The 14,787-nt window shown below is 64.6% G+C and carries 14 protein-coding genes; 10 read left to right on the top strand and 4 right to left on the bottom strand.

The window, feature by feature from the left end:
- Position 1: 1 nt before the first annotated feature.
- The 4 genes from GWC77_RS04935 (at position 2) to GWC77_RS04920 (ending at position 4,480) form a co-directional block, all read left to right on the top strand.
- Positions 2 to 1,171, top strand: coding sequence for an endoribonuclease L-PSP (locus GWC77_RS04935; protein WP_254366812.1), 1,170 nt, complete (start codon positions 2 to 4; stop codon positions 1,169 to 1,171).
- Positions 1,168 to 1,977 carry a lysophospholipid acyltransferase family protein gene (locus GWC77_RS04930; RefSeq protein ID WP_367948998.1) on the top strand — a complete coding sequence of 270 codons (810 nt, stop codon included), beginning with the start codon at positions 1,168 to 1,170 and terminating at the stop codon, positions 1,975 to 1,977. The genes GWC77_RS04935 and GWC77_RS04930 overlap by 4 nt, the downstream gene beginning before the upstream one ends.
- Before the next feature lie 26 nt (positions 1,978 to 2,003).
- Complete coding sequence (locus GWC77_RS04925) at positions 2,004 to 2,777, top strand: glycosyltransferase family 2 protein (RefSeq protein ID WP_173255757.1); 774 nt, start codon at positions 2,004 to 2,006, stop codon at positions 2,775 to 2,777.
- A 77-nt stretch (positions 2,778 to 2,854) separates the two neighbouring features.
- A complete protein-coding gene (locus GWC77_RS04920; protein ID WP_173255756.1) occupies positions 2,855 to 4,480 on the top strand; it encodes an MFS transporter in 1,626 nt (541 codons plus the stop codon).
- Between the two features lie 53 nt (positions 4,481 to 4,533).
- Here the strand turns inward: GWC77_RS04920 and GWC77_RS04915 are convergent, their stop codons facing one another.
- The 4 genes from GWC77_RS04915 to GWC77_RS04900 all read right to left on the bottom strand — a co-directional run bounded on the left by GWC77_RS04915 (position 4,534) and on the right by GWC77_RS04900 (position 7,992).
- The gene (locus GWC77_RS04915) at positions 4,534 to 5,742 is read right to left on the bottom strand and encodes a diguanylate cyclase (RefSeq protein WP_254366811.1); all 1,209 of its coding nucleotides are present in this window, start codon (positions 5,740 to 5,742) and stop codon (positions 4,534 to 4,536) included.
- 269 nt (positions 5,743 to 6,011) lie between these two features.
- Positions 6,012 to 6,509 (bottom strand): TPM domain-containing protein, encoded by a 498-nt coding sequence (locus tag GWC77_RS04910; protein WP_173255754.1) that lies wholly within the window; start codon positions 6,507 to 6,509, stop codon positions 6,012 to 6,014.
- Between the two features lie 2 nt (positions 6,510 to 6,511).
- Entirely contained in the window at positions 6,512 to 7,348 is an 837-nt protein-coding gene (locus GWC77_RS04905; RefSeq protein WP_367949001.1) for a YgcG family protein, read from the bottom strand.
- A gap of 17 nt (positions 7,349 to 7,365) precedes the next feature.
- Positions 7,366 to 7,992, bottom strand: coding sequence for a LemA family protein (locus tag GWC77_RS04900; RefSeq protein ID WP_173255752.1), 627 nt, complete (start codon positions 7,990 to 7,992; stop codon positions 7,366 to 7,368).
- A gap of 400 nt (positions 7,993 to 8,392) precedes the next feature.
- On the opposite strand from GWC77_RS04900, the gene GWC77_RS04895 reads away from it, so the two are divergent.
- The 6 genes from GWC77_RS04895 to GWC77_RS04870 all read left to right on the top strand — a co-directional run bounded on the left by GWC77_RS04895 (position 8,393) and on the right by GWC77_RS04870 (position 14,732).
- A complete protein-coding gene (locus tag GWC77_RS04895; RefSeq protein WP_173255751.1) occupies positions 8,393 to 11,065 on the top strand; it encodes a cation-translocating P-type ATPase in 2,673 nt (890 codons plus the stop codon).
- A complete protein-coding gene (locus tag GWC77_RS04890; RefSeq protein WP_173255750.1) occupies positions 11,062 to 12,183 on the top strand; it encodes an AI-2E family transporter in 1,122 nt (373 codons plus the stop codon). Before GWC77_RS04895 ends, GWC77_RS04890 begins: the two co-directional genes overlap by 4 nt.
- Positions 12,184 to 12,341: 158 nt before the next feature.
- Positions 12,342 to 12,758: a DUF1924 domain-containing protein gene (locus tag GWC77_RS04885; RefSeq protein WP_173255749.1), complete on the top strand. Its 417-nt coding sequence runs from the start codon at positions 12,342 to 12,344 to the stop codon at positions 12,756 to 12,758.
- Between the two features lie 97 nt (positions 12,759 to 12,855).
- Complete coding sequence (locus GWC77_RS04880) at positions 12,856 to 13,278, top strand: diheme cytochrome c (protein WP_173255866.1); 423 nt, start codon at positions 12,856 to 12,858, stop codon at positions 13,276 to 13,278.
- The gene (locus tag GWC77_RS04875; RefSeq protein ID WP_173255748.1) at positions 13,250 to 13,990 is read left to right on the top strand and encodes a cytochrome b/b6 domain-containing protein; all 741 of its coding nucleotides are present in this window, start codon (positions 13,250 to 13,252) and stop codon (positions 13,988 to 13,990) included. The genes GWC77_RS04880 and GWC77_RS04875 overlap by 29 nt, the downstream gene beginning before the upstream one ends.
- 22 nt (positions 13,991 to 14,012) lie before the next feature.
- On the top strand, positions 14,013 to 14,732 hold the full coding sequence (locus tag GWC77_RS04870) for a response regulator (RefSeq protein ID WP_173255747.1): 720 nt from the start codon (positions 14,013 to 14,015) through the stop codon (positions 14,730 to 14,732).
- Positions 14,733 to 14,787: the final 55 nt, after the last annotated feature.

Here is a 14,787-nt window from a genome sequence, read left to right as displayed (position 1 = left end):
GATGCCGCTTCCGTTTTTGAAGCTCGTCCGACTCGAGGGCGCACGACTTGCGGCGATGCTGAAAGCCGAGCCCGCCCATGCGCGAAACGAGGCGTTCGAGCGCGCATTTCCGGGCGCGCTGGGTGCTGCATGCTTCGGCGATCCGGCGCAATGGGCGCACTTCGCTCAGACGGCGCCTCATCTTCCGCTCGCGCCGGCGCATATGGCGAGGCTCGTTCCCGCTTCGGAGCGCGTGCACGACAGCAGCGACACCTGTTTCGAAATCTGGCAGTGCGATGCCGTCGATCTCGCGAACGGCCGGCACGGTCCGCTGCGCTACCGGTTCAGCGAATCGGCCGGCATCGTGTTCGGCAGCGTCGAAGTGTACGAGGAAGTGCACGCACGTGTGCCGCAGGCGAGCGTCGAGACGCCGCTCGAACGCGCTACGTATGCGGCTTACGAGGCGATCTTCAGCGTGCTCGATGCACTCGACATGCGGCATCCGCTGAGAATCTGGAATGTCGTGCCCGCAATCAACGCACATCAGTTCGGCAGCGAGCGCTATCGCCAGTTCAATACCGGGCGGCAGCGGGCATTCAAGGCCTGCGGGCGTCCCGTCATCGATAGTGTGCCGGCCGCAAGCGCGCTCGGCAGCGTGGCCAGCCTCGTCGGCGATACGGCGCCCGCGACGCCGTTGTCGGTGTCGTTCCTGGCGTCCCGCTCGCCCAGCCGTGCGATCGAAAATCCCAGGCAGGTTAGCGCCTACCGTTATCCGGCTCGATACGGCCCGAGCGCGCCGACGTTCGCGCGCGCGGCGGCATGGTGCGGCGCTGCCGACTCCGATGGGGAATCGGCCTTGTTCGTCTCGGGCACCGCAAGCATCGTGGGGCACGAAACGGCACATTGCGGAGATGTGATCGCGCAGTTGCGCGAGACGCTGGTCAACATCGAAACCGTGCTCGACGAAGCCGCGCGCCAAACCCAGGGCAAAACGGCACTCGCTGAGCTGACCTACAAGGTCTATGTGCGCGACGCGAACGATGCGCAGGCGCTTGCCGCGATCGACGAGGTGTTGCGCGCGCGGTGCGGGTCTTCGTTGCGCGTGCTTTATCTGCATGCCGACGTTTGCCGTGCAGACTTGCTGCTCGAGATCGAGGCGAGCGGCGGCCATCCTGTCGAGGTATTCGCGTGAGCTACGCCGGACCTCCGTCGACCGAACGCGTCAGCATCGACCCGGTATCGCGCGGACTCGAGGCGCTGCGTCAGTACGTGGTTTTCTACTTGGGCCTGCTGCTGCTCGCGATCGCCTGCCTGGGGTGGCTGCCGTTTGCCGCTCTGTTGCGGGTACTGCTGCCGCGACATGTCGCGCGCACACTGGGGCGCGCGGTCATTCAACACGTCTGGCGGCTCTACTTTCATGCGCTTTCGGCGCTCGGCGCGGCGCGTTTCGATCTGTCCGAACTCGCGACGCTGCGCGGCAAGCCGGCGATGATCCTTGCGCCCAACCATCCGACGCTGATCGACGCGATGCTGATCGCGGCCTGCGTGCCGCGCGTGTGCTGTGTGATGAAGGGCGACATCGCCGACAACGTGTTCCTGGGTGCCGGCGCGCGTCTTGCCGACTACATCGTGAACGATGCGCCGAAGGGAATGATCAAGGCCGCCGTCGACGATTTGCGGCGCGGCCATCCGCTGCTGTTGTTCCCCGAAGGCACGCGCACCGAATCGCCGCCCGTCAATCCGCTGAAGGCCGGCATCGGGCTCGTTGCGGCGCGCGCGAGCGTCCCGGTGCAGACGCTCATCGTGGAGGCCGGCTCGCCGTTTCTCGCGAAGGGATGGCATATCCTGCGCAAGCCGGTGCTGCCGCTGAACTACCGGGTGCGACTCGGCCGCCGCTTTGCGCCACCGCAAGCGAATCCGGACGCGGTGCGCAGCTTCGTCGCGCAGTTGCACGCGTATTACGAAGCCGAACTCTCGAACGATTCGCCCGCGGGCTGATCGATGCTGCGCACCCCCGCACTCTCATGCCGATGACCATTGCTTCGACCACGCATCTCGTCCTGATCCCGAGCTACAACCCGGGAGAGAAGGTCTACGACACGGTGCGGCGCGCGCGCGAGCAGTGGAATCCGGTCTGGATCGTCGTGGACGGGAGCACCGACGGAAGTGCCGCGCGCCTTCAGGCCATGGCCGAGCAGGACCCGGGCTTGCGGGTCATCGCCTTGTCGCGCAACGGGGGCAAGGGCGCCGCTGTGCTCGCCGGGCTCGACGCAGCCGCCGCACAAGGCTTTACGCACGTGCTCACGATGGATTCGGACGGGCAGCATCCGGCCGAGCTGATCGGCCGCTTCATGGCTGCCTCGACGGCGCGCCCCGAATGTATGGTGCTCGGGCGGCCGTTGTTCGACGAAACCGCGCCGCGTATCCGCGTGCTCGGTCGGCAACTCTCGAATTTCTGGGCGAACGTCGAAACGCTGTGGGCCGGCGTCGGCGATTCGCTTTATGGGTTTCGCGTCTATCCTGTCGCACCGCTGCGCGCGCTGATGCACGCTCAGCGCTGGATGCGGCGCTTCGATTTCGATCCCGAGGCGGCGGTGCGGCTTTGCTGGCGCGGCGTTGCACCGATCAACATCGACGCGCCCGTGCGCTATTTCAAGCGTGAGGAAGGTGGCGTCTCGCACTTTCATTATTGCCGCGATAACGCGCTGCTGAGCTGGATGCACGCGCGGTTGCTCGTGGGTTTCGTGCTGCGCTTGCCGCTGCTCGTCGCGCGTCGTGTCTTCCGGCTCGGCCGGTAGACTGCGCGCGAGGCCTTTTTTCGACACGCTGTCAATCCGGACAGCGTCGACTTTCAGCTTTATGCCATAGGATGCCGATGGACCGAAATCGAGCAGAGCAGGATGCCGCATCGCGCGGGCTGACCTTTTATCGCCCGGCGGCGTTCTGGCTCGGCGTCATCGCCGTCATCGCCGGTGTGCTCGCGCATTTGCCGATGTATCTGATGGGCCGGCATATCGGCTATCGGCTCGTCGGTATGCCGATGGATGCGACGATGGAGGCTGGCATGGCCGCGATCATCGTAGGCCTCGCCGTCAGCCTGTATGGGTTGGTTCCTCCGGCGGCGCCCGGCGAAGCGCGCGCAGGCTCCAGGATTCGAGTGGCCGCGCTCGACGACGTCCCGCTCGGCCCGGCGCATTACCGCTTGCTGCTCGCAATGGCATTGGCGGTGACCATCGACGTCATGAAACCGACGGCCCTGGCATTCGTCATGCCCGGCATGGCGCTGGAATACGGGCTCAAGTCGCCGCTCGTACCGACCGGCACGACTCCGGTCGTCTGGATCGCGCTCGCTTCGGCGACGGGCACCGTGTTCGGCTCGTTCCTATGGGGATGGCTGGGCGACAAGATCGGAAGGCGCGCATCGATTCTCTATGCGGGCATAGCATTCATGGGGACGTCGATCTGCGGTGCGATGCCGAGCTTCGGGTGGAATCTCGTCATGTGTTTCGTCATGGGCCTCGCGGTGGGCGGGATGCTGCCTATTTGCTATGCGCTTCTGGCTGAAACGATCCCCGCTCGCCATCGCGGCTGGGTCATGATCCTGATCGGCGGGGACATCGCGGGCGCTTATGTATTGACGAGTTGGCTGTCCGCCGAATTGGTGCCGCTGTTCAGCTGGCGCATCCTGTGGCTGATCGGACTGCCCACGGGTGCGCTCTTCATCGTGCTCAATCGGTGGATGCCGGAGTCTCCGCGGTTCTTGCTCCGTCATGGGCGCGAGCGCGAAGCGCGCATCGTCATGGCCCGCTATGGTGCGGCGATCGTTGAAAGCGAAACGGTGCCGCCGTCCGCGGCGCGACCGACCGATGCGTGGAGCGAGCTCGTGAGTCCCCGGCTTCGCTCGAGCACTGGCGTCATCGGTTGTCTGGCAATCAGCTCGGGGCTGGTTCTATTCGGTTTCAACCTCTGGATTCCCACTAATTTGCGCATGCTGGGTTTCACGCAGCCCGATGCCCTTCTGCGCAATGCTGCTTTGATGGGCTTTCCGCTGACTTTCGTCGTGGCCTGGATGTATGGATTTTGGAGCAGCAAGAAGACCATCATCGTGTTGACGTCGTTGACGGCCGCTGCCTTGTTCGGATTCGCGTTGGCCCCGGACTTCGTGGTCCGGCATCGCAGCCTGCTTTATTTGCTGCTGACCGTGCCTATCTGGGGAATCAGCTCCGTCGTGGCGGTGCTCTCGGTCTATAGCGCCGAGATTTATCCGACCGGCGTGCGATCGCGCGGAACCGGCTATGCGGCCGGTGCGAGCAAGGCGGGTGGCGTGGCGATCATTGCGTCGACCGCGGTGGGATTTGCGGCACCCTCGATCGCGAACATCGCGCTGGTGGGGGCCGTTTCGATGACGTTGAGCGCCGCGTTGACGTTCGCGTGCGGCATCGAGACTCGAAAGCTGCGGCTGGAAGACATCCATCGGGGGCAGTCGACGACTACGGCATAGCGGGTGTCGTTCGTTCTGTCGAGCGCGAGCTCACCGTCCGCCTGGCGGCGCGGCTAACGCACCAGCGACACGACGTTCGAGAACGGCTTGTCCGAGGCGGCGCCGAATGCATACTGCGATCGACCGGCCCGCTTCGCGCGATACATCGCGCTGTCCGCGACATCGAGCAACTCGAGGCCCGTGCTCGCGCGATCTGGGATGGTCGTGATCCCGATGCTCACACCGATTGCGAACCGGCCTGCGTACTCGCGTTCTCCGGTCGCGCTCACGCATGCAATCAACCGTTGCGCGAGCGCCCTTAGCTGCGCGTCATCCGCATTGCGCCGCGTGAGCACGACGAATTCGTCGCCGCCCACGCGCGCCAGCAGGTCACCCTCGTCGATCGTCGCGCGCAACGCGCGTGCGAGTTCGCAGAGCAATGCATCGCCCGCGGCGTGACCGAGCGTATCGTTCACCGATTTGAAACCGTCGATGTCGAGATAGAGCAGGGTAGCCCTCACGCCTTCCTGGGTGCACTCGATCGTCAACGCGTCGAGCGCGTTCAGCAAGTGCCGGCGGTTCGGCAAGTCGGTCAGCGCATCGTGCGTGGCCTGTTCGGTCAGCAAGATCGAAGCCTCGCGCGCACTCGCGAACGCCCGACGCTGAACGAAAGCCGCATAGCCGATGAGGCCGCAGACCAGCGCGGCAATCGCTGCGAGCGCCGCGCTTTCGAAGATCACGCGAGTATGCGCATCCCGTGTCGCCAAGCTGCGGCGGTATCTCCACCGATCCAGCAAGAGCTCCAGATCGCGGCGCAGTGCATCCATGATGCCTTTGCCTTCATTGGTCCGGACGAAGGCGAGTGCGGCTTCGCGATTGCCGGATTGAGCCAGGCCGATCGTACGTGCGAGCTCCATGACTTTTTCCGACTTGGCACGCTCGATCTTGCGGACGAGGTCGACCGAATCCGGGTCCGCGGCTACGGCTTGGCGCAGTTTGGGCATCGTGTCGTCGAGATCGTCCACGCCCTGACGGTACGGTTCCAGATAAGCGCTGCCGCCTGTGAGCAGATAGCCACGCTGGCCCGTCTCCGCGTTTTCGATGTCGTGCAATACCTGGTTGCCGGCCAGCAGCACGGCGAACGCTTCTTCATCGTTCGCGTTGTCTTCGACGATGAGGCGCGCCTCGTAGATGAACAGCGCCGCTGCCGCGACCAGGCCCGCCACGAGAAAAACATAGAGTCCGAGAAACCGGTCGCGGTCCGCTTCAGCGGACCGGAGCATGCGTCGATGCAACTCGCCTCCTAGTACTACGGTTTCGTCCGATGGGGGTAAGCCGCGCGACTCGCGCTGCCCATGCTTGCCGGCTGGCGTGTCCTCTCGGCAGCGGGTCGTTGCGCGGCATGCTTACGTCACTTATAACGGTCGCGCGGGCGTCGACTTTAGGTCTGCGATGCAAAATCCGGCCGCCCGCGGCCGTCCGTTCGTGAACGGCCACGTGTGGGCAGGGATCGGGTGGGTATCGGCGCGCAAGCGAGGGGACGCGCGCGAGTTCACAGCACGACAGGGCCGCTCGGCAGTTCTTCGCGCGACGCTCCGCGAGCGGGAAAGTGCTTGTTGAGCAGTTCCGTTACCTGCTCCACGCCGCGGATCACGCCGCTCTGATACCTTCCATGGCGAAAATCCGTTTCCATGACTCGGCAGATGGCTTCCCATTCATCGTCGCCCACCTTCGCATGAATACCGCGGTCGGCGATGATCTCCACATCGCGATCGGCAAGCAGCAGATAGATCAGGACGCCGTTGTTGTGCTCCGTGTCCCAGACTCTCAATTCGGAAAAGACATCGATTGCACGCTCGCGGGCCGTCAACCCTTTGACAAGCGCGGCACCGTGCAATGCACCTTCGACGGCGAACCTGACTTGGCCGATGTGCGCTCGATGGCTTTCCCGCACGGCCTTGTCGATGGCAAGCAAGGTCCGCCTGGGAAAGACGCTTCGCACGCGCCAGCGAGTCATCGATAGGTGTCTAACGAGTCGTCCGAGATCCATGGCTACCACCTGCCCGATGCGCCGCCGCCACCGAAGCCGCCACCGCCGCCCCTGAAGATGTCTCGATTCGAACGGTCTCCGAATCCGCCGCGCCCTCCGCCAAGGGGCCAGCCGCCGGCGTGCATGACCGTCGCACTGCCCAGCAGCGTAAGCACGAGCGCAACCGCACCCGCAGCGATGGCGAGCAATACCGCGCCGGACAGCAACCACGCGATGAAACCGATGGCGCCACCGGCAACCAGCGCTCCGGGTAGCCTGCCCAACACCGCGCGCAGTACGCCACCGCCGACCACGATGAGGACGAACAGTACCGGCAGCAACGCGCCGATGCCGTTGGAGCCGCGATGCCGTTCGCTCGGCGGCGGCAACGGCTCACCGTTGACGACGCGCATCATGCTTTCGATGCCCGCCGAAACGCCGCCGTAGAAATCGCCTTGCCTGAATCTCGGGACGATGATCTCGTCGATGATGCGATGGCTTGCGACATCGGTTAGCGCGCCTTCCAGCCCGTATCCGACCTCGATGCGCAACGTGCGGTCGTTTTTGGCGACGACGAGCAATGCGCCATCGTCGACGTTCTTTCGCCCCAGCTTCCACTGCTCGGCGACGCGTATCGAATACTGCTCGATGGTCTCGGGCGCGGTCGTCGGCACGATGACGACGGCGATTTGCGCACCCTTCTTTGCTTCGAAATCCGCGAGCGTTTGCTCCAGCGTGACTTTTTGCTCGTCCGTGAGTGTGCCGGTTGCATCGGTAACCCGAGCGTTCAGGCTCGGCACGGGTACGTCGGCTCGAACGCCAGTGCCGCCAAAGGCGAACAATGCGATGAATAGTGCGATCGCCGCACGTGCAACCTTCAATTGGACGCTCCCCCTGCCGATGCCGGCGTCGCATCGAACTCTACGCGCGGCGGTCGCGAGACCTCGGCTTCATTGGCAACGGAGAAATTCGGCTTTTCCTGATAGCCGAACGCTTTTGCCGTCAGGTTGGCGGGGAACGACCGGACGGTCGTGTTGTACACCTGAACCGAACGAATGTACCGGTTTCTTGCGACCGCGATGCGATTCTCCGTTCCCTCGAGCTGCGACTGCAAGTCCCGAAAGTTCGCATCGGATTTCAACTGAGGGTAGTTCTCGGAGACCACCAGCAGCCTCGACAAGGACGAAGTGAGCTGCCCCTGGGCGGCCTCGAATTTCGCGAATGCCTGGGGATCGGAAAGCAGCTCCGGCGTCGCCCGGATCGAGCCGACTTGTGCTCGCGCTTGCGTCACGCTGACGAGCACGCTCTTTTCCTGGCTCGCATAGCCTTTTACCGTATTGACGAGATTCGGTACGAGGTCGGCGCGGCGCTGATATTGGTTCAGCACCTCCGACCAGCTTGCCTTGACCTGCTCGTCCTGCGTTTGGATGGTGTTGTAGCCGCATCCGGACAGTCCGAGCACGATCGTCAGAAGCAATGAATTCCAAAGCGTGCGTGTTTTCATACACCGATCCCGAAGGGGCCAGCGCGTTCGGGCGATGTCACGCGTCGCGGCAAGCTATGCGCCGTCAACCGACCCGAATCTAGCCAGCATGAGAACACACTACGCCGCCGGCACGCGGCTCGTTTGATGCAGGTCAATCATCGGCTCGCATCTTCGTCTTGCAGGACCCACTGAGCACGTTTGGCCGCTGGTGGCGCTGCGACGAAACCCGTTGACGTGCATCAAGACGCGCCTGAGGGACCGATGTAGCCTGAGGTGGTTCGGCATCCTGCTGAGCCCCATCGTCGCAAGCGCCGCGATGGCACTGAGCTCGGTCTCGGTCATCGGTAACGCGTTGCGCCTGGGGGCGGCGCGAACGTGAGGCGCGTCGACCGTCACCGGACACCGTAGGGGTGAGCGCATGACCGATCCTTGGCACACGCAAAGCGCGCAGGCAGTGGCGCGCCACTTCGCGTCGGACGCCGCGAGCGGCCTCGGCAGCGAGGATGCGTTGCGCCGCCTCGAACGGCATGGGCCCAACGAGATTGTCGGGGCGAAGCGCCGCAGCCTCATCGCGCAGTTCGTCGCACAGTTTCGCGATTTCATGATTCTCGTGCTCGTGGCGGTCTCGATCGTCTCGGGCTTGATCGGCGACGTGGAGGATTCGATCGTAATCGTTGCGATCGTTGTACTGAACGCGGGCATCGGCTTCGTCCAGAGCTTGCGCGCCGAGCGGGCCATGGAGGAACTCAAGCGGCTGGCGGCGCCACAGGCGAGCGTGATCCGCGACGGGCAACGTTCGACGGTGCCGGCGTCCTCGCTCGTGCCCGGCGATGTCGTGCTACTCGAGGCTGGCGGCACCGTGCCGGCCGACGTGCGCCTCATCGATGCGCCCCAGCTCCGGGTGAGCGAAGCCACGCTGACGGGCGAAGCCGCGCCGGTCGATAAGAGCGTCGCGGCGCTCGACGATCCGGAACTGCCGCTCGCCGACCGGACGAACATGGCTTTCAAGGGGACGACGGTCACGTACGGACGCGCGCGCGGCCTGGTGGTGGCGACCGGGATGGACACGCAACTCGGGCGCGTCGCGGCGCTGCTGGAACGGGTGCAGCCTGCGGCGACGCCTCTGCAAACACGTCTCGCTGCCTTCGGACGCCACCTCGCCGTGCTCATTCTGGCGTTGTGCACCATGATCTTCGCGGCGGGCATTTTGCGTGGCGAAGCGGCACTCCTGATGCTGTTGACTGCCATGAGCCTGGCGGTTGCTGCCATTCCCGAGACGTTGCCCGCCGTCGTAACGGTCATGCTTGCCCTGGGCGCTCGCGCGATGGCGCGACGCAGTGCGCTGGTACGCAGCCTGCCCGCGGTCGAGACGCTCGGATCGGTAAGCTATATCTGCACCGACAAAACCGGCACACTGACAGTCAACGAACTGCGAACGGTCGAGCTTTATCCATGCGGCGGCGCACGGGTGGCCGTGGCGTCGGCCAGCCGCGAAGGCGTGACCGCGCAATTGCTCGAAGCCGCTGCGTTGAGCAACGATGCCGAATACGGCGCACGCGGAGAGCCCGCTGGCGATCCGACCGAAGTAGCGTTATGGCGCGCAGCGGCGGATTCGGGATTCGATCGTCGCCAGCTCGAGCGATCGATGCCGCGCTGCATGGAATTCGCATTCGATTCGGATCGCAAGCGAATGACGACGATTCACCGTTCGACAGACGGCTTCGTGGCGTATACGAAGGGGGCGCCGGAGACGGTGATCGATCGCTGCACTTCCATGGCGGGCAGCAACGATTTCGACCGCAGGGCGCTGCTCTGCGCCGCGAGCGACATGGCGGCGGACGGCCTGCGCGTACTCGCGATCGCGCGGCGGTCGTGGCCGGCACTACCCCCACCCGAGAGCGTACCGGAGACCGTTGAGCAAGACCTGGTGTTGCTCGGCCTTGTGGGGATGCGCGATTCGCCGCGGCCCGGTGTGGCGGAGGCGATCGAACGGTGCAAGACGGCGGGGATCACGCCTATCATGGTCACTGGCGACCATCCTGTGACGGCTCGGGCGATCGCGCGTTCGCTCGGCATGCTCGGAGAGGGCGATACGGTCATGACGGGGCGCGAGCTCGCCGGGCTGACCGACGGCGAGCTCGCAGGACGCATCGAGCATGTAAAAGTCTTCGCGCGCCTGGATCCGGCGCAGAAAATCCGCATCGTCGATGCCATCCAGGCGCGCGGCCATTATGTCGCGATGACCGGGGATGGCGTGAACGATGCGCCGGCACTCGCGCGCGCCAACGTCGGCGTGGCGATGGGACGCGCGGGTACGGACGTCGCTCGGGAAGCAGCGAGCATCGTACTGCTCGACGACGATTTCGCGACGATCGTGGCCGCCATCGAGGAGGGCCGGCGCATCTTCGACAACATCAGGAAGTTCGTGCGCTACATCCTGACCTGCAACGCAGCCGAGATCTGGGTCATCGCCGCTTCACCCGTGCTAGGCCTTCCGGTACCGTTGCTCCCGATTCATATCCTATGGATCAATCTGCTCACGGACGGATTGCCCGGCCTTGCCCTGGCGGCCGAGCCAGCGGAGCCGACTATCATGCAAAAAGGTCCGCGGCCACCCGACGAGAGCCTTTTCGCATACGGTATGTGGCAGCACATTCTATGGGGCGGGCTCGCCATGGCGGCAGCCACCGTTTGCATGCAGATCTGGGCGCTGCGGGGCGGTCATGCCGGATGGCAGACCATGACTTTCACCGTGCTCGCGCTTTCGCAAATGGGACACGTGCTGGCGATCCGTTCGGAGCATCGCTCGCTGTTCACACAGGGACTGCGTTCGAATCTGCCGCTCGTCGGTGCGGTGGCGGCGACGATCGCTTTGCAAATGGCCGCCATCTATGTTCCGGCGCTCAACAGGCTGCTGCGCACGTCTGCCCTCAGCCTTCCCGAGTTGGCACTCGCGCTGGCGGTATCCGCCGCCGTATTCGCGCTCGTCGAGTTCGAGAAGTATCTGGCGCGCCGTCATCTCGCTCGCCGCGCCCGACACCGTTCGGTGCCGAACCGCGCAGCTCGCACAACAAGCACGGAGCGGACATGACAACGCCCACGGGCAAGCAGGTGGTGCTCGCATGTCTTCTGACCGTGCTCCTGCTGCTCGGCTATCTCGTGCTGCGTCCGTTCGCAATCCCAATTGCGTGGGCGTTCATCATTGCGTATGTAACATGGCCGCTCTATGAGCGTATGCGAAACGCGTTGGGCGGCCGGCGGTCGTTCGCCGCTTTTCTGATGACGGCGATCCTTGCGTTGGGCCTTGTCGTGCCGATGCTGCTGCTCATGATGCCGCTCACGCGGGAAGCCATAGGGTTCTTTCGCGAGATGGGCACATGGCTGTCCGACGGACACCGCACGCTGCCGCGCGCACTGAGCTCCGTTCCATGGCTCGGTGCGTGGTTGCAGACATTGCTCGACGACTTCACGCACGAACCGTCGGCATGGCGAGCGCAACTGGCGCAGTGGGGCAACCGCTGGATCGGCGAGGCGGCACAGCTCGCGGGAGGCGTTGGCCGCAATGGCGTCAAGTTTGGCTTCGCTGTGCTGACGCTGTTCTTCGCCTTTCGGGATGGAGAAACGCTGCTCGGCCAGGTCCGGCAGGCGCTGAAGCCTTACCTCGGCGAGCGACTGGATATCTATCTGGCCGCCTTCGGCGATGTGTGCCGCTCTGTCGTGCTCGGCATCGTGGTCACAGCGGCGGCCCAAGGCGCGCTTGCCGGCATCGGCTACTGGGCCGCGGGCGTCGGCGCGCCGCTGCTGCTGGCAGTGTTGACTGGGCTCGCGGCGCTACTGCCGTTCGGCACACCGCTCGTCTGGGCGCCGGTCGGCCTGGTCCTGCTCATGAACGGCCACATGTGGGCAGGCATCGGGTTGCTGCTGTGGGGGACGGTTATCGTCAGTTGGATCGACAACCTCATTCGCCCGCTCGTTATCAGCAGTAGCGGGCACATGCCGTTTCTTCTCGTAATCTTCGGCATTTTTGGCGGCATCGCTGCGTTCGGTCTCGTCGGTCTCTTCATTGGTCCGTTCGTCATGGCGACGCTGCTCGCCGTCTGGCGTGAATGGCAGGCCGCGCCGCTCGCAACTCGCGGCGAATCACGACCGGGTGCGCGCGAGACCGAGGTGTTGTGCGACGCCAGCAGGGAACAGGATGCCGAGCGATGACGTACGTGAGCCACACGAGCTGCGGGCGCGGGATTCGACAGGGTTGATACAGGTCAACGCGCACCGTGGGCTGCTGGCGAAAAATGGCTTCATGCCGATGTTAAGAATCCGGTAAGGAAGCGGCCCGAACATGCAAAGCATCGACAGGAGAAATTGCGATGCTTACGTCCTGGCGCCTACGCGCACTTCGTTCGTTGTATGTCTTCGGTTTGATTGCGGGCGTGGCGGGCTTGCCTGCGTACGCGCAATCGCCCGCGCAGATCCTGAACGGCTACACCGCGCAATCCGGGGCCGCACCGGTACCGTCGCGCGGTCAGCAGTTCTTCACCACGCGGCATGGACGTGAGTGGGCCTGCGCGACTTGCCACGGCGTCACGCCGACTGGCAACGGGCAGCACGCAGCCACCGGCAAAACCATCGCACCGCTTGCTCCGGCGTTCAATCCGGAGCGTTTCAGGGACTCGGCCAAGACGGAAAAGTGGTTTCGCCGCAATTGCACAGATGTGGTTGGGCGCGAGTGCACGGCCTCGGAGAAGGCGGACATTCTGAGCTGGCTGATCGCGCTCAAACCGTAGTACTCCACATCGATTACTTCGCGAGGAGCAAAGCGTGAGCGTCCGAATCGCCTCCATTGCAACCCGAGCCTGGGCCGCACTCGTTTCCACGGCGCTCATGGGTGCCGCATTCGCCGAAGATGGGCCGCAGGTGAAGTCCGTGACACCGTTGCCCGCATATCGGCAGGAATGCGCGGCCTGTCATGTCGCCTATCCGCCCGGCATGCTGCCGGCCGATTCCTGGCGGCACATCCTGAACAACCTCGATCGCCACTTCGGCACGAACGCCTCGCTGGACCCGGCTTCCGTAAAGCAGATCGAGCTCTGGCTCACGGCGCATGCGGCAAATGCGGGACGCGCGGCGAGCGCACCGCCCGAGGACCGCATTACGCGTTCGAGATGGTTCATCGCCACGCACGACGAAGTTCCGGCGTCGACGTGGCGACTTCCGGCAGTCAAAAGCGCTTCGAACTGCGCCGCCTGTCATACCCGGGCAGATCAAGGAAACTTTGATGAACGATACATTCGCATCCCGCGTTGACGGGAAGGCCCGCTCGTCCGGCACAGTCCGGATCCTCGTATGGGACGCGCCCGTGCGTGTGTTCCATTGGCTCATGGTGGCCTCGTTTGCTGGCGCCTGGCTGACGGCGGAAAGCGAACGATGGCGTTTGCTTCACGTGACGCTCGGATACACGATGCTGGGCCTGATTGCGTTTCGGATCTTCTGGGGGCTGGCGGGCACGCGGTACGCACGGTTTGCCGCGTTCGTGCGCTCTCCGGCGGCGGTCATGCGATACCTGGCGAGCCTGGTGACGCGCCGTCCGGAGCGATACGTCGGGCATAACCCGGCCGGCGCGCTAGCGATTCTGGCGATGCTGCTCATGACCGGCGCGGTTGGCGCGAGCGGTTGGGCAGCGTATACCGGCACGGGCGGCGAGTGGCTCGAAGAACTTCATGAGGGCATGGCCAACGCGATGCTCGCGCTCGTGATCGTTCACGTCGTGGCCGTTGTGGCGAGTAGTCTCCTGCATCGGGAGAATCTCATCGGCGCCATGGTGACAGGATACAAATCCGGCCGTACCGGCGAGGGCATCCGAAGCGCGCATCGGGTGGTTGCGGCGCTGGTCGTCGCAGCTGCACTCGCCTGGTGGTGGACGCAGTGGCACGCAGCGCCGCCGGCGCAATCGTCGAATCCGGCCGCAGGCCATTCCGCATCGGCGCGCGGCGGTGGCGGCGATAGCGACGGCGACTGAGTTCGACAGCGAGCAGACTTCCGTGCGCATTCTCCTTGTCGAAGACGATCCGCTGCTGGGGGACGGCATACGAGCCGGTTTGCGGCAGCAGGGCTTTCAGGTGGACTGGGTCCGCGATGGCGAGGCCGCGCAGCGCGAGCTGCGTGGCGAGCCGTTCGCGGCCGCGGTACTCGACCTGGGGCTGCCGGGCGTGGATGGCCTCGAGGTGCTGCGAACCGTGCGGCTCGCGGGCGTGGAACTGCCTATTCTGGTACTCACCGCACGTGACGCCGTGCCGGATCGTATACGTGGGCTCGACATCGGTGCCGACGACTATGTCGTCAAGCCGATCGATCTCGATGAGCTCGGTGCCCGGCTGCGGGCGCTGGTACGCCGCTCGCACGGCAGACCGCGCGAGCAGATTCGGGCGCAAGACATCGTACTCGAGCCGGCGTCGCGTACCGTATATCGCTTGGGCATGCCGGTCACCTTGACCAACCGCGAGTTCGATCTGTTGCACGTGCTGATGCTCAATGCGGGCCGCGTCCTCTCGCGCGAACAGATCGAGCAGCACCTGTATAGCTGGGGACAGGAGGTGGAGAGCAACGCGGTGGAAGTGCATATTCATCGGCTCAGGAGCAAGCTCGGCGCCGAGCTGATTCGAACCGTGCGCGGCGTCGGTTATGTGCTGCTGCCGCGCGTCAAACAAGATGAGAGCAGCGCGTCAATCAGGATGAGAGTACTGGCGTGGCGGCAGCGGTGAAGGGCGTAGCCCGGAACCTGTCTCTTATACACATCTCCGAGCCCACGAGACTCTG

It is taken from the genome of Paraburkholderia sp. NMBU_R16 (assembly GCF_013282575.1).
Lineage (GTDB): Bacteria > Pseudomonadota > Gammaproteobacteria > Burkholderiales > Burkholderiaceae > Trinickia.
This window is presented reverse-complemented; position numbering and strand designations above follow the sequence as displayed.